The sequence below is a fragment of the Bacillus sp. AK031 genome (assembly GCF_053903065.1).
Map to the genome: position 1 here is coordinate 347,602 of NZ_CP096424.1, position 22,852 is coordinate 370,453.

Below are 22,852 nucleotides of genomic sequence, written 5' to 3' on the forward strand. Positions count from 1 at the left end.
ATGTTAGTACTTACGAAAGGAAGTTTTGTGAGATGTTCAACAAGATTTGTGTCGTCGGCTTAGGATATATCGGCCTGCCTACAGCTGTCATGTTTGCAAACCACAGCATCAAAGTGCATGGCGTGGATATCAATGAACGTGCAATTAATATGATTCAAAATAAACAGCTTCATATAGAAGAAAACGGCCTTCAGGAAAAACTGGAAACTGCAATTGACAGCGGTAATCTGACAGTATCTACCACTCCGGAAGAGGCGGATGTATTCATCATCGCCGTGCCATCACCAATCAAGGAGGATAAATCAGCTGATCTGGAATATGTCCGCAAGGCGACAGAAGCCATCACGCCTTATGTGAAAAAAGGAAACCTTGTCATCCTTGAGTCCACTGTACCACCGCGTACGGTGCAGGATGTCATGCTTCCGGAACTGGTGAAATCCGGTCTGGAAATGGGGACGGATTTATATGTTTCCCATTCTCCTGAACGTGTTATCCCAGGGAAAGTGTTTGAAGAACTTGTTAATAATGACCGCATCGTAGGCGGCATTAATGAAAAATCATCAAAGTTAACAAAAGAATTGTATGAGGTTTTTGTTAAAGGGACCATTCATTTAACAAATGATACAACAGCAGAAATGGTAAAGGTCATTGAAAATACCTACCGTGATGTAAACATCGCTTTTGCAAATGAACTCGCAAAAATCAGTGACAAAATCGGAGTGAATGCCTGGGAAGCGATCAAGCTGGCGAACTTCCATCCTCGAGTGAATATCCATTTGCCAGGACCGGGTGTAGGCGGACACTGTATTGCGGTTGATCCTTGGTTCCTAGTCGAGCTGCAGCCAGAACTGTCACAAATCATTCATCTTGCAAGAACGACCAATGACAACATGCCGAAATATACAGCGGAAAAAGTAAAAGCGTTGCTGGATACTAAAGGTATTCAGCATGGAAGAGCGGCTGTATTCGGACTTGCGTTTAAAGGAAACATCGATGATATGAGAGAAAGCCCGTCCCTTCATGTCCTTCAGGAACTTGAACATTTGGGAATTGACTATACAGCGTATGACCCGCATATAAAAGAGAATAAGTTATCGAAGCAGACGCAGGATTTACATGAAGCGGTTAACCATGCCGATATCATCGTTGTACTGACAGACCATAATGTATTCAAAGAGTTCGATCCTTCCACAATTTCAGGTGATATTCGAACAAAGATGATATTCGATACGAAGAACTGTATCGACCGAAGTGCTTGGGAAAAAGAAGGATTTGAAGTGAAAGTAATTGGAGATTCCAAGAACTAATGAATTCTTTAAAAAGCACTTCTGAAAACAGGTGATAAAATGAAGGAAAATTTCCTGGGAGTGGATGTTTGTAACCTGACTTACGAACAGATCACGACCTCCATATTAAATGATATAGAAAAGCAGAAGAAATCGTTTATTGTTGCGATTAATCCCGAGAAGATTATGAAGGCCAAAGAAGACGAAGGCCTTCGCAATCTTCTTAACCAGGCTGACTATCAAATTCCAGATGGTATCGGTGTCATTATTGCCTCCAAGCTTAAAGGAGGGGGCATTCGGGAAAGGGTGACGGGAATCGATATGATGCTTGCGCTGTGCAAGACAGCAGCCGAAAACGACAAAAGCATCTTCATGTATGGAGCCAAGCCGGGAGTAGCTGATGCAGCAGCAAAAGAATTGAAAAAGCAATTTCCTTCGTTGACTATTGCAGGAACGCTGAATGGGTATGAGAAGGATGAAAATGTAATAAAACAGACGATAAATGAAACCAATCCAGATATCATTTTTGTTGCAATGGGAAGCCCGACGCAGGAAAATTGGATTCTCGGCCACATGCATGAACTGGCTCCAAGCATTTATCAGGGAGTGGGCGGATCGTTTGACGTTATCTCCGGAAGGATCAAACGTGCACCGGAGGCCTATCAGAAGGCCGGCCTGGAGTGGCTGTACCGGCTGTTGAAGGAGCCTTCTAGAATTAAACGGCAGATGATTCTTCCTAAATTCTTAATTGAGATACTAAGAAAGTAGACCGAGAGACAAAATTCCTATAATCTTCAAATAGTAATTGAGATAATTTTCTACTAGTGGTAAAATATGAGTCAGAGAGAAAATATTTCCTTTCTTTTATACAAGAAAAATCTAGGTTGGTAGCCAAATTGGAAAAATATCTGAATGATTTCATTTTAGGTATTTTTCCTCTCTTTTCTTCGTAAAAAAGGAAAAAAAAAGACCCTCCTCGATTTATCGAGAAGGGTCTTTTTTTTACTTGGTAATAGGATATACTTTCCACTTCGATAAATCCGGCGTTTGCTTAACTACAAGACTTTCAGGAAAGATGAAAGTCCACGGCTTGCTAGTATTTGCTTTCACCTTTAATTCTTCCAATTGAAATCCACCTTTTGCTACTACATCTCCGTGAGCATCTTCGACAATTAAAGGAATCTGCTTCAGGTTAATCTCTTTTTCACTGCCGTTGCGAATCAACAGGATAGTGTGCAATTGGCCATTATCAAGAAGCTTAATCGCAATGCCCATAAAGTTGACTTCACCTGGTTTTGGAGCATCCAAGGATTTTACCATAGTCTCCAATTTTCTAACTTCCTCATCTGCTAGACTTTTTTTCCAGCTATCCTCCAGATCAAGTCCATGGGGCAGGTTTACTTTCTTTAACTCAAATGCAAGCTTCCAGCCTGTTAAAGAGATTTCCTTAGCTTCAATCTCTGCCTGTGAGAATTTGAATTGCCATGGTCTGCTGCTTTGTGCAGGCAATTCTCCCAATGTTGATAAATCGAATTCTTTTCTTGCAAGACGTTCTCCATCAGGTCCAATCAGTAGAAGAGCTGTCTTTTCAAATTTAACGGATTTCCTAAGGCTGTTTCTTACAAAAGCGGTTATCAATACGTCGCTATCGGTTCTTTTTAAATCTACCCCTGAGATTGAAATCTGATTTTCTTTTAAATCCGGAAGTTCATTATGTAGAAACTGCAAGAAATACTTTTCTTCGTTCGTTACTTGAGATCCGGGATGGATAGACAGTTCTGTTTTAACATTGGTGCCTGTTTCTTCTTCATTTCCTTCAAACAATTGGTCAGAGGAGATTGTGCTGTTTTCTCCAGTAGCTTTCATTGAATTTTTTTTAAACTTATCCAAAAACTTAAACATGATTTCCCCTCCTAAATACTGTTTAGAACTAGAAGCAACCGGTTATCACCGGCTGCTTCTTTGATTAATTGTCTTGTTTAGTTCGATTTCTTTCATCGAGTTTCACCGTTAGTTGGGCTAACTGCTGGCTGACATTCTGTTCCATTTCATAATACATTTGTGAGAACATTTCCAGCCCTTCCCGTGCATATTGCCTCATCGGATCTTCCTGGCTGAAGCTTCGCAACCCGATTCCTTCTTTGAGCCGCTCCATCGCATCAATGTGGCCAAGCCAGTGGAAGTCCGTAGCAGACAGCAAGAAACGGCGGACATCTTCGGTAAAGGCTTCCTGGCTGAACCGTTCGTTGATTTGGGAGATGTAGTTTTCCAGTTCTTTTTCTACATCTGCTTTAAGTGCTTTCAAAGTGAAGTCCTCTCCTATCAGGCTAATGCTGAAGGAAGGAATAGCTTCTTTTAGTTGTGCTTCTAGTGCCACCAGGTTCCAGTTGGCTTCCGGTTCATCTTCAGGGCAGCTGCGTTCAATAGCTTCACTTATATAAGATTTAAGCATGGTGACCATGATGGAAGTCACTTCATCACGATTCAACAATTTATCTCGAAGCTCGTAAATTGTATTTCTCTGTACATTGAGCACATCATCCAACTTAAGGTTGTACTCTCGGATAGAGAAGTTTGAGCCTTCACAGATCCTTTGAACACGATTGACGAATTCATCAATATTTTTATTGAGCACTTCGCCATCCTCGGAAACCTTCAAGTTCTTTTGGAGTTTTTCTAGGTCTTCCTGTGCATATCTGCTGAACATTTCATCTTCAATCGATATGAAGAACTCTGATTTTCCGGGATCTCCCTGACGTCCTGAGCGACCCTTTAACTGGTTATCAATACGGCGGGATTCATGGCGTTCTGTGCCAATTACGTAAAGGCCTCCCAGTTCTTTGACACCTTCACCGAGCATGATATCTGTTCCGCGTCCGGCCATATTGGTAGCTACTGTGATGTTGCCTCTTTGACCTGCTAATGAAATCAATTTGACTTCCTGTTCAACACTCTTGGCATTAAGGATTTCATGTTTAAGACCCAGTTTCTTCAAGTAAGAAGAAAGCTCCTCTGATTGTAGGATGGACGTCGTGCCGATCAAAACAGGCTGGCCAGTTTCATGAATACTCTTGATTTTTTGGGCGACAGCCGTGTATTTGGCCTCAACGCTATGAAATACATGATCATGAAGGTCTTCACGGATCACAGGCTTATTTGTTGGAATTTGAATGACACTCATTCCGTAGATTTGTTCAAATTCCTTTGCTTCCGTCTTGGCAGTTCCAGTCATTCCACCTAGGAAAGGATACATCCTGAAGAAGTTCTGTATCGTAATGGATGCTTGTGTTTTGTTTTCCTCTGTCACTTCAAGACCTTCCTTTGCCTCGATGGCCTGATGAAGCCCGTTGCTAAGAGTGCGTCCTTCCATAGGGCGACCGGTGAACATGTCAACAAGGAGCACTTTTCCTTCTTTGACTATATAGTCAACATCCCGTTTGAACATTACAAAGGCCCTTAACGCCTGGATGACATAATGATAGAGAGTTTGATGTTCAATATCATAAAGGTTATCGATGCCAAATCCTCTTTCAATCTTTGCGATTCCATCATCTGTTAAATTCGTTGTTTTTGTTTCAATATCGAACAGGTAATCGACATCCTGCTGAAATGTTTTGATCACTCTTGCACAGAGATAGCTCAAGTCGGAATTAATGCCGGTTTTACCTGCAATGATGAGTGGAGTTTTAGCTTCATCAATCAAAACGCTGTCCACTTCGTCGACGATGGCGAAGTGAAAAGGCCTTTGGACCCTTTGGCCTTTGTTATATACCATATTATCTCGGAGGTAGTCGAAACCGAACTCACTGCCGATGCCATATGTGATATCCGATAGATAGGCATTTTTTTTGCTTTCTGGGTCGAGTTCAGGTAAATTCAGGCCGACTGTAAGACCTAAGAATTCATGGATTCGTCCAATTAAGTCCCGATCCCGCTTTGCCAGGTATTCATTGACAGTGATGACGTGTACTCCTCTGCCTTCGAGCGCTCGAAGGTAACTGGGAAGCGAAGCTACCAGTGTCTTTCCTTCTCCGGTTGGCATTTCAGAGATATTACCCTCTGATAACACCATACCGCCGATTAGCTGCACATCAAAATGCCTCAAGCCAAGTACGCGCTTAGAAGCTTCTCTGACAACAGCAAATGCTTCCGGCCTAATAGCCGAAATGTCATGTCCCTCTTGCAAAAGCTGTTTAAAATGATTCGTTTTTTCTCTCAGCTCTTCATCCGTTAATGAAGAAAGCTGTACTTCAAAACAATTTATCTTTTCAACTTCCGTGTAGTACTTCTTGATAGTTCGTTGGTCTGAAGTACCAAAGACCTTTTTGATATATGTAATCACAGGGTTCTCTCCTTGTTCCTATAAATCAATCCTACCTTAGTATAGCATTGTTGATTTGTTCTTTCATTAGTCTCTGGTAAAGATAAATATTACAGTTTTATCCAATAATAGAATTATGAATATATTAAAAAGATTAGTTTTCTTCTTTTACAAAAAACGGAAGTCAGATAGAATAGAAGAGAGATTAATAGAGGAGGAGAAATATGAAAAGAATTTTAAGAATTGCCATCTTTTTTACAATGATGCTGACTGGAGGCCTGTTTGCAGGGAATGTTCATGCCGATACGGCAGATACCTATACAAAGGCAGAAATTAAAAAGATGTTAAGGGATGTTGCCATTGAAAAAGGGATACCTCCAGAAATTTTGAAAGGAATTGCACTTTCGGAGTCTGCGGAATTAAGGCAGTTTAACAATGATGGGACACCTCTTATTACCGAAGACGGCGGAATTGGTTTGATGCAGATAACCATGTCAAAGGAAGAAATGGCCTCTAAAGGAATTAGTGAAGAGAGGTTAAAGTCGGATATCCGTTACAATATCGAGCAAGGTGCAAATAAACTGCTTGAAAAGTGGAATTTAAACCTTCCCTTGGTCAATGATCATGATAAAAATTACCTTGAAGACTGGTATTTTGCTGTTATGGCTTATAATGGCCTTTCTAAAACCAATGATCCAGGATTGAATCCAACGGGCACATACCAGGAAAGAGTATATGAAAATATTAGAAGATATGCTAAGCAGTTTGTAGGAGAAACTCCACAATTGCAAATAAGCTATGAAAATTCTAATATCATGAAATTTCCAACGGGGGTAAATTACACTTGGCCAACATCAATTAGGACCTCGCAAGATCTGGAGTTAGGTGATGTAGTTTATACATGGAATCCTGAACTTGCTTATTCTAACCTTCGCAAAGATATCAACAGTACATCAGGTGCTGATAATTTATTACATTATACTCCGCTGGAAATAACAGGGGGACCTTATGAAACTGAGAACGAGTCAAATTTGCTGGTAATGTATAAAGTTAAAGGGAATGGGGAGAAAGCCGGTTACATCTCATCTTCTAATATTATTTATACTGAAGATATGATGCTATTTCCTGATATTGATAGAGGGGAAGTTGCTAGAGCTGTTGGTTTCCTGCAATCCAAAGGAATTATTAATGGGCATGATGACGGAACATTTAAACCGGATGATATATTGTTAAGAAGGCATGCAGCCAAGCTACTAGTAAAAGCCTTAGATCTTAAACTTCCAGAAGGGTATTCTATGAAAGCCACGGATATGGACCCTGAACAATTAGGATATCAAGATATGCTTATTGCTGAGGCAAACGGTTTAATAATGGGGAGTGAAGGAAAGCTAAATCCTAATGATGATTTAACCCGATCCCAAATGGCCAAGATCTTGGTAAGGGCCTTCAAAGATGTTTATGAGACTCCAACAAGTAATAAAACATTTAATGACCAAAGTGAATTCTGGAACTATGAAGATATTAACAGGCTTTATCATAATGGCATTACAGTAGTGGATACTTTTAAGTCGTTTGATCCAACATCAAGGTCGCATTTCGCTTTATTTCTTGAAAGGTCGATTAAATTAGGAGAAGGTCAATAAAAAACGTGTGTACCTCAAGGGTACACACGTTTTTTAATACATTCCCCTATATAAGAATGCTGTAAATTGAGCTCTTGTAACGTGATTTTCAGGTTTGTAGGTACCATCGTCATAACCAGTTGTGAGGCCGGATGCTGCTAGTTTATTGATATATTCATGTGCCCAATATGATGAAGGGACATCGGTAAATTGCTTATTAGTAGAACCTTTTAACCCAAACGCACGTACCAGAATCGCTGCCATCTGAGCTCGATTTAAATAATCATCAGGCCGGAAGGAGTTGTTACTTCCTTCGAATATCCCTTCTGCCCTTACTGCGTTTATGACACCTACTGCCCAATGAGAACCGGAAATATCATTGAAAGATTCCACCCTGTTATTCATTGTCAATTCAAATGCTTGTGCCATGAGTCCGGCAACTTCAGATCTTTTTATGTATTGGTTTGGTTTGTAATAACTGTTTTCGTAACCATGAACTATATTTTCCTGAGCCAATTTGCTAACAGCAGGGTAAACCCATAATGAACTGCTGATGTCGCGGAATTGTCCGGGCGAAGCACTGTACGACAGAACCCTTTTCGCACCGATATAACGGCTGCTCCAATAATAAGGGTCATTGATATTCGTTATATTCACACCACTGTTGGAAGCATGGATGAACTCATTATTCCCAATGTAAATACCGGCATGACTTACTCCACTTCCATAGGTATTAAAGAAGACCAAGTCGCCAACTCGTAAGTCCTTTTTGCTAACATAAGACCCTACATTATACATAGATGCTGACGTGCGCGGTAATGTTATTCCTAACTCTTTAAAGACAGTCACTATATAACCGGAACAATCAAAACCGCTGGCCGAAGTACCACCCCAAGCATAAGGCACTCCTAGGTATTTCTTTGCAACTGGAATAAGTTTTTCATAATTTCCTTGAGCTGAAGCGCTAGAGTGTCCAATGAATAATATAATGATAAACAAACCGACAGAGAGTGATAGTTTTTTCATCTGAATAATGCCCCTTTCAACAATTCATTTGTTTTATTCGACATTCTTTATGAGAGTAATTTTATCACAGACCTGATTTTCGGTATTTTACAAGTTTGTAACAAAAATAGGTTCAAAGAATCACTGGATTGTAATGATTATGACAAAAATAAAACCAAAAAGAAAATATAGATTTCAGAAAAGACCCTCAAGAAAATTGGCGAAATCAATAAAAAAATAGCTGAAAAGGTAAAAAAATGTTAATTTGCTATTGAAATCTGTGGAAAAACTTGTAGAATAAGAGAAGCAGGACATAGAAATTTCCAAAATAGTAAATGAGATAAGAAATCTACTTTCAATATATTGACTATTTTTACAAAAAATTCTATGATAAACCCTGTGAATTTAAACAAGCTAGATTAAGAGTTTTTTCCTATTACATATCTCTTAATTTAGAAAATACTTTACAGAAACATATCAAGGGAGGAAATATTTACAATGGCTAACCAACCAAAGTCTTACCGTAAGTTTTTAGCTGGTTCTGTTACTGCTGCTTTAGTAGCTTCTGCGGTAGCTCCAGCTGCAAGTGCAGCAGTTTCATTCACTGACCTGAAAGACGACGCTCACAAAGAAAATATCTTGAAAGCAGTTGAGATGAACCTTATCAATGGTTATGATGACAACACTTTCAGACCATATAATGAAATTTCTCGTGGATCTGTAGTTAAAATCATCTCTCGTTATTTAGATGCTGCAGGAGTTGAAGTTGATACTACTGGTGTTGATCAGTTCGAAGATGTTAAAGGTACTGGAGACACAGAACTTCCTGAAGCAGCGCTTAAAGTAAGAGCAAAAGGAATTTTCGTTGGTTCTAACGACAAATTAGATCCAGCTGATACAATCACACGTGAAGAAATGGCAACAGTTTTAACTCGTACATTTGATCACCTTGTTGATCGTGAAAATGTTGAATCTAAAGTTACAGATATTGAAGCTGCATATCCTGTACACCAAGACAACATTAACATCATCTCTGAGTGGGGAGTTACTGATCAAGAAGTCTTCGACCCTAAAGGTGACGTGAAACGTGCACAATTCGTAACGTTCATGATTCGTGCTATTGAAGCAGCTACTCCTTCTGTGGAAGCTTCTGATATTGCTGATATCAAATCTGAAAGCAGCACTTCAATCCTAGTATCAATCAACGGAAACGTTGAAAGTGTAGAAGCATCAGACTTCGCATTTGATAACGGTCTAGAAGTAATTAGCGCAGAAATCGTTCAAGACCCAGCGGCAGCTGCTGAAGTAACTTATGTACGCTTGACAACTTCTGAGCAAGTAGAAGGTCAAACATACAATCTAACTTCTTTCATGGGTACTGAAGTAGTAACTGGAGTAGTTCCTCCTGTGGTAGTTCCAGTTGTAACTCCTGAAGTAACTGAAGTAAGTGCGATTGACGCTATTACTGTAACTGAAGGTGGAGAAGTAACTCTTCCAGAAGTTGTTGGTGTAACTTACTCTGACGATTCTACTGAAGAAGTTGCCGTATCTTGGGATACTGCTGAACTTGATGTAGAAACTCCAGGAACTTACACTCTTACTGGTACAATCGAAGGAACTGATCTTACTGCTTCTGTAGACGTAGTAGTAGAGAACGTTCTTGAAATCGCTGAAGTTACTGCAGTTAATACAACTACTGTAGAAGTTGAATTTGATGGAGCAGTTGATGCTGATGCTATTGAAGATCTTAGCTTGTATGCAATCTCTCCTGAGCTTGATGTAACTAAAGCTGAACTTAAAAAGGATACTGACAACGTAGTTGTTCTTACACTAGGTGACACTACATTCGGTCTTACAACATATACACTTACAGTAACTGGTCTTACTGATGTAGCTTTAACTTCTGATTTCCTTGGTACAAACCTACCTGAAATCAAAGTTGACTCTGCTTCACTAGGTGGAGATCGCTTTGATCAAGATGGATACTCTGTTTCAGCTAACAGAGGTGGAAACATCACAGTTGACTTCAACCTTGATGTAGTATCTACTTCTTTATCAGTAAATACAGTTAAATTATACGATGTAACTGCAGGTAATTACGTTGCAATTGCTGCTCCTACTCTAGGTGCTTCAGCTTCTGTATCAATTAACCCAGTTTCTGATTTAGCTGCTAACCATGTTTACCGTGTAGAATTAGACGGAGTTAAAGTTGAAAATAGCATTGGTTCTTATGATGTGCCAGCTCAAAACATGGACTTCATCATTGGTGATGCGGTAACTATCTCTGGACCATCTAACGGAACAATTGCAGTAGATACTAAGGATGCTGTTGGTAACGACTTGCTAGTTGCTACTTACACAACTGGTGCCTTAGATGCTGATACAATCAATGCTGAAACTGTTCGTCTATACAAAGTAACTAGCCCGGTAGATACAGCTACTTACAGCTACGATGTTACTGATGAGCGCGTAGAAAATAACAGCAGCGAAGCTGTTGAAACTACATTAGTTGAAGGTAACGTTGTATATGATGCTGCTCGTAAGAAAATCACTTTCGTTCCTACTGATGATTTAGATGGGAATGCTGAATATGTATTTGTTATTGAGGGTGTTAAAAACACTGTTGGTATAAAATCTGCTACAGTTAGCGATGCATTCTCAACTGCAGCTACTGAAGTTCCACAACTTGCAAATGTAGTTTCTGAAGATAAAGATGGAGATCAATTAGATCTATTATCTGCAAATACAGATGTAGCAGTCACTCCTAATCTTGATGCAGGTTCATATGACTTCTACCTAAACTTTGACTCTGCAATCGCTAAAGGCAACGATTTTGCAGTTGAGTTATATGATGTAACTGATGGGGTTTATGTATCTCTTGCTGGTTCAACAATCGACATTCTTGACCGTACAAGCATTACTACCCTTGATGAACTTGAGCAAACAATTACTGATGGCCGTCTTGGTGTTGATCTTGGTACTAACCTAGATTATGGTCATGAATATAAAGTGATTGTTCGTGGTCTTGAGGCTGACAATGCAAATGCTACAGCTGTTGGTACTGTAGAATTTGACTTCACAACAGATTTCTCTCGTCCGACTGTAAGCAAATTCTACCAAGACACTAGAAATGACGATAACGCTCTAGGTGTTGCGACAGACTGGACAGAAGTGAAAGACGGTGCTACTAACCTGAAACCAATCGGTGGTGGGGATGTAGATGGTAAGTTTGTATTCAAGTTCTCTGAAAATATCGATTACACTACACGCTCTGCTATCAAGGTCTATGACGTAACTGCTAACAATGCGGACGTTACAAGTGCTGTAGCTGTTACAGTAGGAGCTAATAACACTGCAAATGCGGACTATGTAACAATCAATGATGAAACATTGAAAGACGGTCATAAATACCGTGTAGTAATTGGTAAAGATGTTAAAGATGCTGACGGAAATAGCTTTGGTGAAGATGTATCTTACACATTTGTAATTGGTGACGGCCCTACAGTATCTGATACAAACATTGAATACAATGCTGATAACGTAACTGGACTTGAGAACTATGATTCAGTTAAGACGGGTATCAAAGTTGATTCGGATATCAAAGTAACATTTGGCTTAGATAGTGATGGAACTGACTTCTTTGCTATCGACAAGTCAACTGTTAATGCTGATACAGTTTACCTGAAGAATACTGCAACTGGTGAAAAAGTTGCTGCAACACTAACTACATCTGGTACTGATAACAAAGTTGTAACTATCAACCCAAGTGAAGAATTGTCTCAATACACTTCTTACACACTAGTTGTAAGTGGAGTTAAAGATGCTGCTGGAAACAAAGTTTCTGCGATTTCTAAATCATTTGTAACAGAACAAATTGCTACAGTTTCTACAAATATTGAAAATGGAGCAACTGTTGCTGCTGATTCTAAGGTTGCAGTTACATTCAACAAATCTATTGGAAATGTAACAGCAGATGATGATCATGATGTAACTGATGGACGTTCAAACGCTGCTCTAAGTGACGAAATACTTGTTACTCTTGTAAAACTAGATGCTGACGGAAACCCAGACGGAACTACGGACATTGATCTAAGTGGAGCTGTTAAGAAAGTACCTGCTACAAACAGCATTGAACTTGACCTTGCACAATTAACTTCTGATCAAGCAACTAGCAATGTTCTTGAAGAAGGTGCTTCTTATAAGCTAATTATTACTGATGAGCAAACTGTCAAGCTAGGTCTTGAGAACGACAAAGTTGAAGTGAAGTTCACAGTCGCAGCAGACACTACTGCACCTGGCATTGATGGATTCTACTCAAGTGCGGACGGTTCATTAGATAGCAATGATCTATTAGTTACAAACAATGCTACTAATATTCCAGCTACTAATAACTTGATCGTTAAGCTGGATTCAAAAGATTTAACAGCTGGTAGCTTGAAATTAAATGTGTTTGATGTAACTACTCAATCATATGTGGTTCAAGACCATGCTGTAGATGCTAGCCAATTTACAGTTAACTCAAGTGCTGTAGCTATTGATCTTACTGACCTTAACGGTTCAACTGCAGCTACGCCAGCTATATCTGCAGATCACAAATATGTATTCACTTTCACTGATGGTGAGGATGAGTCTGAAAATGTGATGGCTACTTCAACAATCACATTGACATTTGATGAAGTTGCTACCCCGTTTGCGTTGTTAAAATCTGCAAGCATTAACGGTGGTACTGACATTGCTGCAAACCTAAATAACAAGAACAAAGGTTACACTGCTACTAACGATGTCCTTGTAGGCACTGCAGCAGCTGGAGATGCTGATATCGCACTTAACTTCAATGACACAGTTAACTACACAAATGCAGAAATCGTTCTTAAGAAAGCTGATGGAACTGTAGTATCTACAACTACTGCTTGGACTTCTGATGGTAGTAACCTAGATTCTGTCTTAACTGTAACTCCAAAAGCTGCTCTTGATGAAAGAACAGATTATGTATTAACAGTTAAAGGTGTTAAAGATCTTGCAGGTAACACTACTCCTGACCGTACTGTTAAGTTTACAACTGATGGATATATTGGTATGGCTAATGCGGAAGTCCAGAATGATGCTGGTGATGCAATCGCTAATGGTGCAACTGTAACTGCTGCTAACGCTGCAAGCTTCAGCCTAGTATTTGATAACCAAACATCTTCTGATGATGGTACTGTTGATGCAGATGCTGTTGATCTAACTGGCCTAACTACAAGTTACATTAATGAGTACTTTGAAGTTACAAACCTAAGTACTTCTGAAGCAGTGACTGTATTGAATGCACAGTTATCTCTAACTAGCTTAAATGATAGCTCAAATACTTCTCCTGCTGGAACTGATCGTAGTGAAAAAGAAACATTAGTGTATACTTCAAATGGAACACTTAAAGCTGGAAACATCTACGAAATCACATTAAAAGCTGGCTTTGAAGATGCAAACGGTAAAGTATTACAAGAAGATTGGACAATTCAAGTTATTGTAACTCAATAATTTCCTTTCTTTGAAGCCCTGTGAGTACTCTCACAGGGCTTTTTAAATGAAAGGAAATGTTGTTTCTTTAGATGAAAAATTTAGAGGTTTCTCTCGCGCTAGATGAGACCTATTTTAGGAGGGAGTACCCATGTTTAAAAAGTTACACTTTTATTCTTTTTTGTTATTTATGTGCTTAGGAATTATTTTAAGTGGTTGTAAAGAAGAAGATAAAATAACTGAACAATTGAAAAGTGAAGAAGAATTTAATATTGATACTAGTTCACCAATTAAGACACTAGAAAGTTTTATTAGTATTTATCATTTTGACAAAGGTACCTATAATAACTACGAGAACCTTTTTGCAGGTAAAGAGAAAATACGAGAAGAGGGAGAATTTAAGGAATTTCGTGAATCCACTAAACCGGAAGATGTTTTTTCAACAGGATCTAAATCAATTGATGAAACATTATCACATATAAAAGTAGCAGAAATTGATGAAAATAATGCTAAAGTATATTGGGTGGAAAACGCTCAAGAAGATGAAGAAGAAAAAGCAAAGTTCTATTGGTTAGTAACAAAGAAAGATGGGAAATGGTTACTTAATTAATGTGAAGACCATTTAAAACTAATAAGGCAATCAATTACGAAGAGATACCCTGATTGAGCAATATAAAATGAACTGACTAAGAGATATTCAGTTCTGAATATAATGTTAGGGTCAATGAGAGACTAAGTAATTCAGTTAATAAATACACGAAAATAAAAAAAACAGCCTCAACTCGATGTGAGGCTGTTTTAAAAAAAGAATAATAAAAGAAAACCCCTAAGTCTAATTCGATATCTTCAATTAACTCTATTGCCTCTTCAATTCAACAACAATCTCCTCCTTTGTTGTTGGTCCATCACATAGAGACAAACCAATATTACAAAGCTTTATTTTTAAGTTGCCCAATTCAGCCTTTGCTGCAAAAACCCTCATTCATATTTATCACCACTCTTTCTGCCTATAAGTCAATAAAATACTGAGCCAAAGGTTTAAATCACACCAAAATCAGACTTCAGTTTTCTTTTGTTTTTTCCTAAACCAATGTCGATTATTTTAGATACCGCCTCAGTGTTCATATACTACTTCTCCCTTTTCTCATTCTGACAAATGTTTATGAGATAAAAAGTATTAGCATTCCAAAACTACTATATTAATATGTGTGGTCTTTATTTCCAGAATAATTAAGAAGGAATAAAAAAATACTCTAAGCATACCCCGCTCTTTACCCGGCGAAGGGTATGCTTTTTAGTTAAGTCCCAGTTAAGATAACTGGTTATATTAACTGTTTACTAGTTATGCTTTCTAGTTTACTTAACTTGTAAACATGGAGGTGAAAACCGAGTTAACTGTAACTATTTTACCCTTTACCTAATCAATCATCGAAAGTAGTTACATGTTAAACTAGTTAACTTTCTTTTTTTACTTGAGTAACAAAAATTTCAAAGGTTTGGTTAACTATGACTAAAACTTCAATTGGTTATGCAAGGAAGTCCATAAATGTTAAAGGTTGTCGCCTTCAAAAAGTCCATCCGAGGAGATTTCACTCGAAAATTCCTTGGGTGGACTTCTTTTTTTACATTTTCTCAGGAAATAGTTGATAAATAAGATGAATTGGAACTGCTTGTGATAATGAAGAGAATACATGTTAAAATTTACCATGACAAAAAAGCCTTAATAAATCTGTTTTAAAAAGGCTAACCTTTATTCTATAAATGTGAGATTAAGCAATCCGTTTGTATGTATGATAGAGTCCATTCAAAACAGGAGTTGCTTTTAACTTAATATCTGCTGCTTTCACAGGCAGGTGCTTAGGCGTAGGAACCGGTGTTTGCCCATGTATGCCTTGATGAGTGCGGTCAGTATTGTAATAATGGTTGATATATTCTCTAAGGAGACGATACGTGTGTTGCTCGTTTAAAGGGATTACTTGGTCTATTAACTCTCTTTTAATCGTGCCAATGACTCTTTCAGCATAGGAATTTTGCCACGGAGAACGGTAAGCCGTTTTCTTGGATGTTATGTCCGATGAAGTTAAAAAGGCTTGAAATGCTTTGGAGCAAAAGATTGGATCATTGTCATGAATCAGATAGTGCGGGACCTTCCCATAGGGTGTTGCATTCCTGAATTGTTGAATCGTCCATTTGGCGGTAGGGTTAGTGGTGACATTGAAATGGATGATTTTACGAGTTTGGTGATGAATAATGACCAGTACATACAACACATTAAAAGTTAGTGTGGGAATCGTAAAGAAGTCAGTTGCCCATATTTCATGTTGATGGTTTTTCAAAAATGTCTTCCATGATTGAATCTGTTTGTCAGAAGGTTTCTTACGTGTGCTAGGAAGGTATTTTGCAATGGTGTTTGGTGCAGGAGGGGTTTCAATTCCTAGAATCAGAAGTCTTTCACGGATTTTCTCAGGTGATAACAAGGGATTCTCTTTATGTACTCTTTTAATCAAACGAACTGTTGCTGGCAATATCGTGGGCCGTCCTATTTTTTTCGACTTTTGTTTCCAAAAGAATTTGAAAGCTGTTCGATGCCATCTAATGACCGTATCTGGTTTTACTATAATTAAGACTTCTTTCCAATTTTCTAAGTGCATTGAGAGGATGTGACTGCTAAACTAAAGTAGACAGTTTTTGCTAGATAAGATGAAACACTTATTTACCCTAATATACCAGTAAAATATAAGGCCCTTCCATTGTATGATGATGGTTTGATTCTTAAATCATTGGAGGGCTGAGAAAAGGTGGATAAGTGGGAAATGTATATGGAAATACAGCAGTTACTCAAGAAAGGATTCAGTAAAACAAAAGTAGCAGATAAGCTGGGGGTGTCCAGGGCGACTGTATATCGTCACCTTAAGAAATCTCCTTCGGAGATGGCAGAATGGGTTGAATCCTTACAAACAAGAAAGAAAAAGTTGGATCCTTATAAAGAGTTAATCTTGAATTGGTTAAGGGAACATCCTGATCTTTCAGCAGCACAAGTAGAAGATTGGTTGATGGAAAGGTATAAGGAACAACTTGAAGTGGGTGAAAGTACAGTCCGTGCTTACGTAAGGGAGCTAAGAGTTGAATATAAAATAGCTAAGGAATCTTCACCAAGGGATTATGAAGCAATTCCGGATTCACCAATGGGGGAACAGATCCAAGTTGACTTTGGGCACACCAAGCAAAAAACGTCTGGTAATAAAGAAGTAAAGCTTAACTTTATTGCCTTTGTGCTATCTAACTCGAGATACAAATATAAAGAGTGGTTAGATCGCCCCTTTACAACTCAAGATGTCATTCAAGCTCATGAAAATGCCTTTCAATGGTTTAGTGGGATTCCAGGAGAACTCGTGTATGATCAGGATAGCTTAATTGTGGTGAGCGAGAATGGCGGTGATCTCATTTTAACGAAAGAGTTCCAGCACTATAAACAAACTCGCAAATTAAACCTTCGGGTTTGTAGGAAAGCCGATCCAGAAAGCAAAGGGAAAATAGAAAACGTTGTAGGATTTATTAAGTACAATTTCGCCAAGTATAGAGTGTTCAATAATATTGATTCCTGGAATGAGCAAGGATGGGAATGGTTAAACCGTACAGGTAATAGAAAAATCCATAACACAACAAAAAAAAGACCGGTCGAAGTGTTCTCCTTGGAAAAGCAACACTTAAGACCAGTCTCAGGAAACATTAATTTCCTAAACAATCATGAAAATAGTATAACAAGAAGCGTCCATAAGGACAATACCATACGGTATTTATCCAATAGGTACTCCCTTCCACTTGGAACTTTTCATATGAATGAAACTGTCTCAATAAAAGAAACAAAAGACAGAGAACTATTAATCTATCACTCTGAGACAGGAGAACTCCTGGCCAAGCATCAGATTCCAGATGGTAAAGGACAATTAATTAAAGACAGAAAGCATACAAGAGATCGCACAAAAGGAATTGATGCATTCATTGATACTGTGGCGAACCGATTCGAAGAAACAGAAACGGCCTACGATTACTTGGATAAACTTCGTGAGAAGTACCCACGGTATATTCGTGATCAGTTACAAATGATACTAAAAGAAACAAAACAAAATAACGAGCAGCTCCTAACAGCAGCCCTCTCGGAATGTATCAAGAGAAACTTATATAGTGCAACAGATTTCAGCGATATCATTTTATACCTCAAGCGACAACGCCAGGTTCATGATACAACAAACGACAAAGCTGAGACTGTTTCACCATTAAATAGCATATCCGGTTGGATTATAGAAACAGAAGCACAAAAGAGAAATGTCGATACCTATACTGCCTTATTGGAAGAAGGTGATCAAAGTTGAATCAGCTTCAGGAGGTCCAAGATATATTTAGATCCCTTCGGTTAGCTGAAACAGCTGATCGATTGCCAGAGTTAATAAGAGAAGCTGAGAAAAGGGATTTGTCCTTTACTCAGTTTCTACTAGATGTAGCAACCTATGAACAAAAACGCAGAGATGAAAAGCAGCTGGAAAGGCGATTTAAGTGGGCAACGTTTCCCTTCCATAGAACAGTGGATGAGTATAACGTGAAAGAGCAAAAGTCTTTGAGCAGTAAGAAGTTGAACCAGTTAAAAGATTTAACTTGGATTGAACAGCTATATAATATCATTTTTCTAGGACCGCCAGGTGTCGGTAAGACCCATCTTTCGATAGGTCTTGGAATTGAAGCTTTAAACCAGGGATATAAAGTGATCTTTACCACTATGGGAGATCTAATTCAGGCATTAAAGACAGAAGAAATAACGAGGAAATCCAAAACAAGAATGAAGCGAATTAGAGAGGCAGATTTGGTTATCATTGATGATTTGATGTTTATGGCAATGGATAAACAGGAAGCTAATATGTTCTTCCACCTCATTAACAACCTTTATAATCAATCCTCGATTATACTAACATCTAATAAAGGACCCAAAGAATGGGGTGAGCTATTGGGCGATCAAGCCATCACGACAGCTATACTGGACCGGATATTACATCGAGTGGAAATAGTTCATTTAAATGATGATAGTTGGAGAATGAAACATAGAAAAACGATTTTTGGTGAACAAAGTGTCTCAAATTAATCAGCAAAAATTGTATCATTCTACTTGACGGTCACAGAGGAATACAAGAAGCTGGCGAAAGCCTTGTGTCGGCCTTGGCTTCGCTAGGTTTTCCTTTTCAAATCGTTGAGCATATAATGCTAATTGACTACGTAGAGCGATATTTTCCAATTTAATTTCGTTTGATGATTTTAGATGAAGTTTCAGAAACTGAGCAAGGTAACTCAGCCATTCTTTCATGCAACTATAGACTGAACGAATAAGATACAAATAAATCCTCTCCCCAAATCTTGTAGATATGTCTATCATCATTGTATGAGTATTGCGGACAGATTGAGCCATCAGTGCGTAGATTTGAGCCACTATTTGCGGCCAACTGAGCCATTAAGTGCGGGGGTGAGAGCCACTCTTATTAATGTAGCTAATAATATAAACAACCACTGGAACTTCACTCGCTCCAATGGTTGTTTATATTATTATTTGAATCTCTTATCTCTCAATTCCTGATCAATAATCTCAATAGCCCAACGAACTAATTCATCCTGATTTATATCCTCTTCATCGTTCCAAATGCATGAGGGTAATAGTTTTTCCTCTACAGCCTGCTGTACCTTATCAGGTAAATACATATGCAGAAAATATTTAGCTATACGGTTTTCAACTGCTGGCGGAATCATTTTAATATCCGCAATCCATGGCGTTCCCTCATCGAAACTTCACCATCAACTAGAATCTTATATGAATCATGAACGATTCTGTCAAGAATCGCATCTGCTATTTGTGCCTGTCCCAGTTTGGAATGCCATCCCTCTGGTGAAAATTGAGAACAGAATATAGTAGAGGCTCTTTTGAGCCTTGCTTCAATAATCTCCAACACATGAAGTACATTTTCCTCTGACAGCTCTGTTAGTAGCCACTCATCGAGGATTAATAAATCAATCTTTTTGTACTTCTGAATTAACTTACGGAAGCTGCCATCTGCTTCATACTTTGCTACAGCTAATTCATCTAGTAATTCTGGTAACCTTATATATTTCACTTTATAAAATTGGCGACATGCATGTACCCCAAAGGCATTGGATATCCACGTCTTTCCGTTCCCAGAGGCGCCCATTAAAATGATGTTATGGTGATTTTGAAGGTAATTTCCTGTTGCTAACTCTAGTATTTGATTCTTATCTAAATTACGATCCGGATGATATTCGATATCTTCAATAGCTGCTGTTGGTTCGCTGAGTGTAGCCTGTTTAATTAGTCGTTCAAGTCGATTCGATTTACGTCTATCATATTCATAATCTACCAGGAGATTGAACCTATCATCAAAATCCATGTCCCTATAATCATTATTCTGCTTTTGCTGCTGATATAATTCCGCCATCGCACCCATTTTCATTTCTACTAGTTTACGTAAAGTTTCTTGGTTCATTATTTTGTATCCCTCCCAAAGTATTTAGCTCCACGGACAAATCCATAGTCGTCAGATGTAGTGCGAGGTCTATTAATATCCGTTTTTTTAGTTTGTTTTTTCTTTTTATTTCTTTCTACTACACTTTTAAAGACAGAAACCGTTGGGTTTGTTGAAATTTCTAGTAAAGTTTCTGTCGCTTTCTCTATTTCTTCATTTGGGTATTTCTTAGCTATATTCCTCAGTGTGCTAAGGCTATTTAATGCTTTTTTCTCTACATTCATTTCTAAGATATGAGAGACAAATTGGGTCATAGATGGTCCAATTGTTTCTGCCCACTTTCGGTTATTTTCTGGATTATGATCTAAATATAATCGGTGATTGTCAGGCATATGGTCTGGATTGGTCTCTAACTGGCCAATTTCACCATGTTGTCGTTTATGGGATGCAATCCGGACTTCTTTGAAGTAAACTTCAATTAAATCCGTGGTCAGTCGAACATCGACATTCTCTCGGACATAATCATATGGAACGGAATAATACATTCGATCAACTTGGATGTGGTAGTTCAGTTGAACTTTTGCTGTTTTCCATTCCGCAAGTTTATACCTTGTTTGAGGAAGCTGTTGAAGGTAGGATTTCTCTTCTTCCTCAAACACCTTTTTACGAGAACCTGGTCGCTTTTGAAATTCAGTGGTGTTGATTTCCTCTAACTTTTCAAAGATTTTCTGGTTTAAATCTTGAAGATGAAAACACTGATAGTTTCTTAATGGAGCGATAATCTGCCTGGAAATATATCCAACAGTGCCTTCGACACTTGCTTTATCTTTTGGCCTTCGAACACGGCTTGGAACAATGACAGTACGGTAGTAATCTGCCATTTCACGATAGGCTTCATTTAGAAGAGGCTCTTCACGATGTGCTTTCGTAACCCCTGTTTTCAAATTATCAGGAACCATTGTTTCAGGAACTCCATCAAAATACTCCAATGCATGAATATGAGCAATAAGCCAATTAGCTGATTTCATATCTAAAAAGGCTTCAACATAACTGAACTGACTATAAGGTAAGGTCGCAATAAAAACATACGCCGGAAGCGTTTCTCCCGTTGAACGATCATATATTTTCAGTGTAGTTCCAGCCCAATCAACTTCCATGACTTCACCTGGTTTTCTTCGAATAGGCATTGTCAATTTATACTTTTTCGCATATTTCCCATAGTTCTCACAAAAAGTACGATAGGCATAGGGGATCTTTCCACCTTCACGTGCCTCTGTCGAGTACTCGTGATGCAGTAGGGAGAGGGTTACATTCTTCTTTTGTAGTTCCTTATGCACTCTTTCCCAATCAATTGGGAAGTACCCTTTCTCGACAGCCTGTTTCTCTGGGAAGAGAAACGCTTCTAGCCATGGATTGGTCATGGTGTCATTCAAGCTTTCTACACCCAGTTCTTTGGCACGTTGAACGACATCTGAAACTGTATTCCTTGAATGCCCAGTGCTTGAACTAATCGTTCTTTGACTGACTTCTTCAAAGTGAAGTTCCAAAATCTTACGGTAATTAACCATAAAAAAGCCTCCTGTATAATAATGTCATGCTTGATGGCATGCAAGATAATTATACAGGAGGCCTTTCTCTATTCTATTTATAGTGGCAACGCATTCCGCAAAGGGTGGCTCTTTTCTCCGCAATGACTGGCTCAAAACTCCGCATAAGTGGCTCATTTCAACTGCAATAATCAATTGTAATCACACCATACAAATTTTGTCGAAGATTAGTAGCTAGATAGTAAAATAATGAAGGACAAAGGGACAGGTTCTGGCTGAAAGGTATGTAAAGCTCTGCAGTGAGAAGTCGCTAAAAGCTTTTCTAATTTTAATTTGGTGGTAAAAGACAAGTTTAGTAAGAATGTGAATCAAATAAAGTTTACAACTTACGAAAGCTGTAGATTTTTTGTCGGTAACCTAATTTTATTGCCATCCAAGCTTTGGGAAAACTTAAATTAAGCATAGGAAAAACGAATTTTGTGAATTGTTTTTCTGTAAGAGTTTCCCTTTATTCCTCGTTGACTATTTATCACTCTGTATATATACCGATATAACAAAAGAAGGAATAGTATGAACCAAGGAGGCAATTCTTAATGTTTAAGATATTAAAGAGGTTTCTGGGTGAGAAAGAACAAAACCAGCAGTTACAGAATAAACAGAATACTCATTCAGATAAATTAGCAACTAGAAAGGGAGAGTTGGGCGAGTATAAAATTGATATTCAATTGGTCTAGTTGCCCAAGGACCATCTTTGCATAAGTGATCTAATGATTAAGAATTCCCATTCAAGATCAGGTTACTCACAAATTGACCATGCTATCATTATCCCTTATGGCATTATTGTTATTGAGACAAAGAATTACCAGGGAACTATATATGGCGGAAAAGACAGAAAGAACTGGTTAATTAATGGGAAATTCAAGATGTTGAATCCTTTGAAGCAAAATTATGGTCATATACAAGCTCTAAAAAAACTGGTAAAACCAGAATACCAAGATAGTTCTATTCCTTTGTCACCTTTACCAAGAGATGTAGTCTTAAAGTGGATTTAGAGATT

Annotated in this window: 16 protein-coding genes; 9 read left to right on the forward strand and 7 right to left on the reverse strand. The window is 38.3% G+C overall.

Annotated elements, in window-relative coordinates; all coding sequences use genetic code 11:
* Nucleotides 1-32: 32 nt before the first annotated feature.
* Both M1E09_RS01690 and M1E09_RS01695 read left to right on the forward strand, forming a co-directional pair.
* Nucleotides 33-1,307, forward strand: a complete 1,275-nt coding sequence (locus M1E09_RS01690; RefSeq protein WP_456273180.1) for a nucleotide sugar dehydrogenase — start codon at nucleotides 33-35, stop codon at nucleotides 1,305-1,307.
* 39 nt (nucleotides 1,308-1,346) lie between these two features.
* Complete coding sequence (locus M1E09_RS01695) at nucleotides 1,347-2,054, forward strand: WecB/TagA/CpsF family glycosyltransferase (RefSeq protein WP_456273181.1); 708 nt, start codon at nucleotides 1,347-1,349, stop codon at nucleotides 2,052-2,054.
* A 234-nt stretch (nucleotides 2,055-2,288) separates the two neighbouring features.
* On the opposite strand, the gene M1E09_RS01700 is transcribed toward M1E09_RS01695, so the two are convergent.
* Both M1E09_RS01700 and secA2 read right to left on the reverse strand, forming a co-directional pair.
* A complete protein-coding gene (locus tag M1E09_RS01700) occupies nucleotides 2,289-3,188 on the reverse strand; it encodes an accessory Sec system S-layer assembly protein (protein ID WP_456273182.1) in 900 nt (299 codons plus the stop codon).
* Nucleotides 3,189-3,252: 64 nt separating this feature from the next.
* On the reverse strand, nucleotides 3,253-5,628 hold the full coding sequence (gene secA2 / locus M1E09_RS01705) for an accessory Sec system translocase SecA2 (RefSeq protein ID WP_456273183.1): 2,376 nt from the start codon (nucleotides 5,626-5,628) through the stop codon (nucleotides 3,253-3,255).
* 203 nt (nucleotides 5,629-5,831) lie between these two features.
* On the opposite strand from secA2, the gene M1E09_RS01710 reads away from it, so the two are divergent.
* Complete coding sequence (locus M1E09_RS01710; RefSeq protein WP_456273184.1) at nucleotides 5,832-7,250, forward strand: S-layer homology domain-containing protein; 1,419 nt, start codon at nucleotides 5,832-5,834, stop codon at nucleotides 7,248-7,250.
* A 33-nt stretch (nucleotides 7,251-7,283) separates the two neighbouring features.
* On the opposite strand, the gene M1E09_RS01715 is transcribed toward M1E09_RS01710, so the two are convergent.
* Entirely contained in the window at nucleotides 7,284-8,255 is a 972-nt protein-coding gene (locus M1E09_RS01715; RefSeq protein WP_456273185.1) for a C40 family peptidase, read from the reverse strand.
* 477 nt (nucleotides 8,256-8,732) lie between these two features.
* On the opposite strand from M1E09_RS01715, the gene M1E09_RS01720 reads away from it, so the two are divergent.
* Both M1E09_RS01720 and M1E09_RS01725 read left to right on the forward strand, forming a co-directional pair.
* The gene (locus M1E09_RS01720; RefSeq protein ID WP_456273186.1) at nucleotides 8,733-13,751 is read left to right on the forward strand and encodes an Ig-like domain-containing protein; all 5,019 of its coding nucleotides are present in this window, start codon (nucleotides 8,733-8,735) and stop codon (nucleotides 13,749-13,751) included.
* Nucleotides 13,752-13,881: 130 nt separating this feature from the next.
* Nucleotides 13,882-14,340, forward strand: coding sequence for a hypothetical protein (locus M1E09_RS01725; protein ID WP_456273187.1), 459 nt, complete (start codon nucleotides 13,882-13,884; stop codon nucleotides 14,338-14,340).
* A gap of 1,159 nt (nucleotides 14,341-15,499) precedes the next feature.
* Here M1E09_RS01725 and M1E09_RS01730 read toward each other — a convergent pair.
* Complete coding sequence (locus tag M1E09_RS01730; protein ID WP_456273188.1) at nucleotides 15,500-16,255, reverse strand: transposase; 756 nt, start codon at nucleotides 16,253-16,255, stop codon at nucleotides 15,500-15,502.
* Between the two features lie 273 nt (nucleotides 16,256-16,528).
* Between M1E09_RS01730 and istA (M1E09_RS01735) the strand changes: the two genes are divergently transcribed.
* Together istA (M1E09_RS01735) and istB (M1E09_RS01740) are read left to right on the forward strand one after the other, a co-directional pair.
* Nucleotides 16,529-18,103: an IS21 family transposase gene (gene istA / locus M1E09_RS01735; protein WP_456273189.1), complete on the forward strand. Its 1,575-nt coding sequence runs from the start codon at nucleotides 16,529-16,531 to the stop codon at nucleotides 18,101-18,103.
* A complete protein-coding gene (gene istB, locus M1E09_RS01740) occupies nucleotides 18,100-18,864 on the forward strand; it encodes an IS21-like element helper ATPase IstB (RefSeq protein ID WP_456273190.1) in 765 nt (254 codons plus the stop codon). The genes istA (M1E09_RS01735) and istB (M1E09_RS01740) overlap by 4 nt, the downstream gene beginning before the upstream one ends.
* A gap of 455 nt (nucleotides 18,865-19,319) precedes the next feature.
* Here the strand turns inward: istB (M1E09_RS01740) and M1E09_RS01745 are convergent, their stop codons facing one another.
* The 3 genes from M1E09_RS01745 to istA (M1E09_RS01755) are packed head-to-tail and all read right to left on the reverse strand — an operon-like array spanning nucleotide 19,320 to nucleotide 21,816.
* Nucleotides 19,320-19,520 carry a hypothetical protein gene (locus M1E09_RS01745; protein WP_456273191.1) on the reverse strand — a complete coding sequence of 67 codons (201 nt, stop codon included), beginning with the start codon at nucleotides 19,518-19,520 and terminating at the stop codon, nucleotides 19,320-19,322.
* The gene (gene istB / locus M1E09_RS01750; protein WP_456274868.1) at nucleotides 19,517-20,272 is read right to left on the reverse strand and encodes an IS21-like element helper ATPase IstB; all 756 of its coding nucleotides are present in this window, start codon (nucleotides 20,270-20,272) and stop codon (nucleotides 19,517-19,519) included. The genes M1E09_RS01745 and istB (M1E09_RS01750) overlap by 4 nt, the downstream gene beginning before the upstream one ends.
* Complete coding sequence (gene istA, locus M1E09_RS01755; protein ID WP_456273192.1) at nucleotides 20,269-21,816, reverse strand: IS21 family transposase; 1,548 nt, start codon at nucleotides 21,814-21,816, stop codon at nucleotides 20,269-20,271. Before istA (M1E09_RS01755) ends, istB (M1E09_RS01750) begins: the two co-directional genes overlap by 4 nt.
* A 572-nt stretch (nucleotides 21,817-22,388) precedes the next feature.
* Here istA (M1E09_RS01755) and M1E09_RS01760 point away from each other — a divergent pair.
* On the forward strand, nucleotides 22,389-22,529 hold the full coding sequence (locus M1E09_RS01760; RefSeq protein ID WP_456273193.1) for a hypothetical protein: 141 nt from the start codon (nucleotides 22,389-22,391) through the stop codon (nucleotides 22,527-22,529).
* Between the two features lie 33 nt (nucleotides 22,530-22,562).
* Nucleotides 22,563-22,847, forward strand: a complete 285-nt coding sequence (locus tag M1E09_RS01765) for a nuclease-related domain-containing protein (RefSeq protein WP_456273194.1) — start codon at nucleotides 22,563-22,565, stop codon at nucleotides 22,845-22,847.
* Nucleotides 22,848-22,852 lie beyond the last annotated feature (5 nt).

What these genes read in the sequence shown, in the direction of transcription:
- M1E09_RS01690 (WP_456273180.1), top strand. Translation starts at nt 33, where the DNA reads ATGTTCAACAAGATTTGTGTCGTCGGCTTAGGATATATCGGCCTGCCT.
- M1E09_RS01725 (WP_456273187.1), top strand. Translation starts at nt 13,882, where the DNA reads ATGTTTAAAAAGTTACACTTTTATTCTTTTTTGTTATTTATGTGCTTA.
- M1E09_RS01715 (WP_456273185.1), bottom strand. Translation starts at nt 8,255, where the DNA reads ATGAAAAAACTATCACTCTCTGTCGGTTTGTTTATCATTATATTATTC.
- M1E09_RS01760 (WP_456273193.1), top strand. Translation starts at nt 22,389, where the DNA reads ATGTTTAAGATATTAAAGAGGTTTCTGGGTGAGAAAGAACAAAACCAG.
- M1E09_RS01700 (WP_456273182.1), bottom strand. Translation starts at nt 3,188, where the DNA reads ATGTTTAAGTTTTTGGATAAGTTTAAAAAAAATTCAATGAAAGCTACT.
- M1E09_RS01765 (WP_456273194.1), top strand. Translation starts at nt 22,563, where the DNA reads ATGATTAAGAATTCCCATTCAAGATCAGGTTACTCACAAATTGACCAT.
- istA (WP_456273192.1), bottom strand. Translation starts at nt 21,816, where the DNA reads ATGGTTAATTACCGTAAGATTTTGGAACTTCACTTTGAAGAAGTCAGT.
- M1E09_RS01710 (WP_456273184.1), top strand. Translation starts at nt 5,832, where the DNA reads ATGAAAAGAATTTTAAGAATTGCCATCTTTTTTACAATGATGCTGACT.
- M1E09_RS01695 (WP_456273181.1), top strand. Translation starts at nt 1,347, where the DNA reads ATGAAGGAAAATTTCCTGGGAGTGGATGTTTGTAACCTGACTTACGAA.
- M1E09_RS01745 (WP_456273191.1), bottom strand. Translation starts at nt 19,520, where the DNA reads ATGATTCCGCCAGCAGTTGAAAACCGTATAGCTAAATATTTTCTGCAT.
- M1E09_RS01720 (WP_456273186.1), top strand. Translation starts at nt 8,733, where the DNA reads ATGGCTAACCAACCAAAGTCTTACCGTAAGTTTTTAGCTGGTTCTGTT.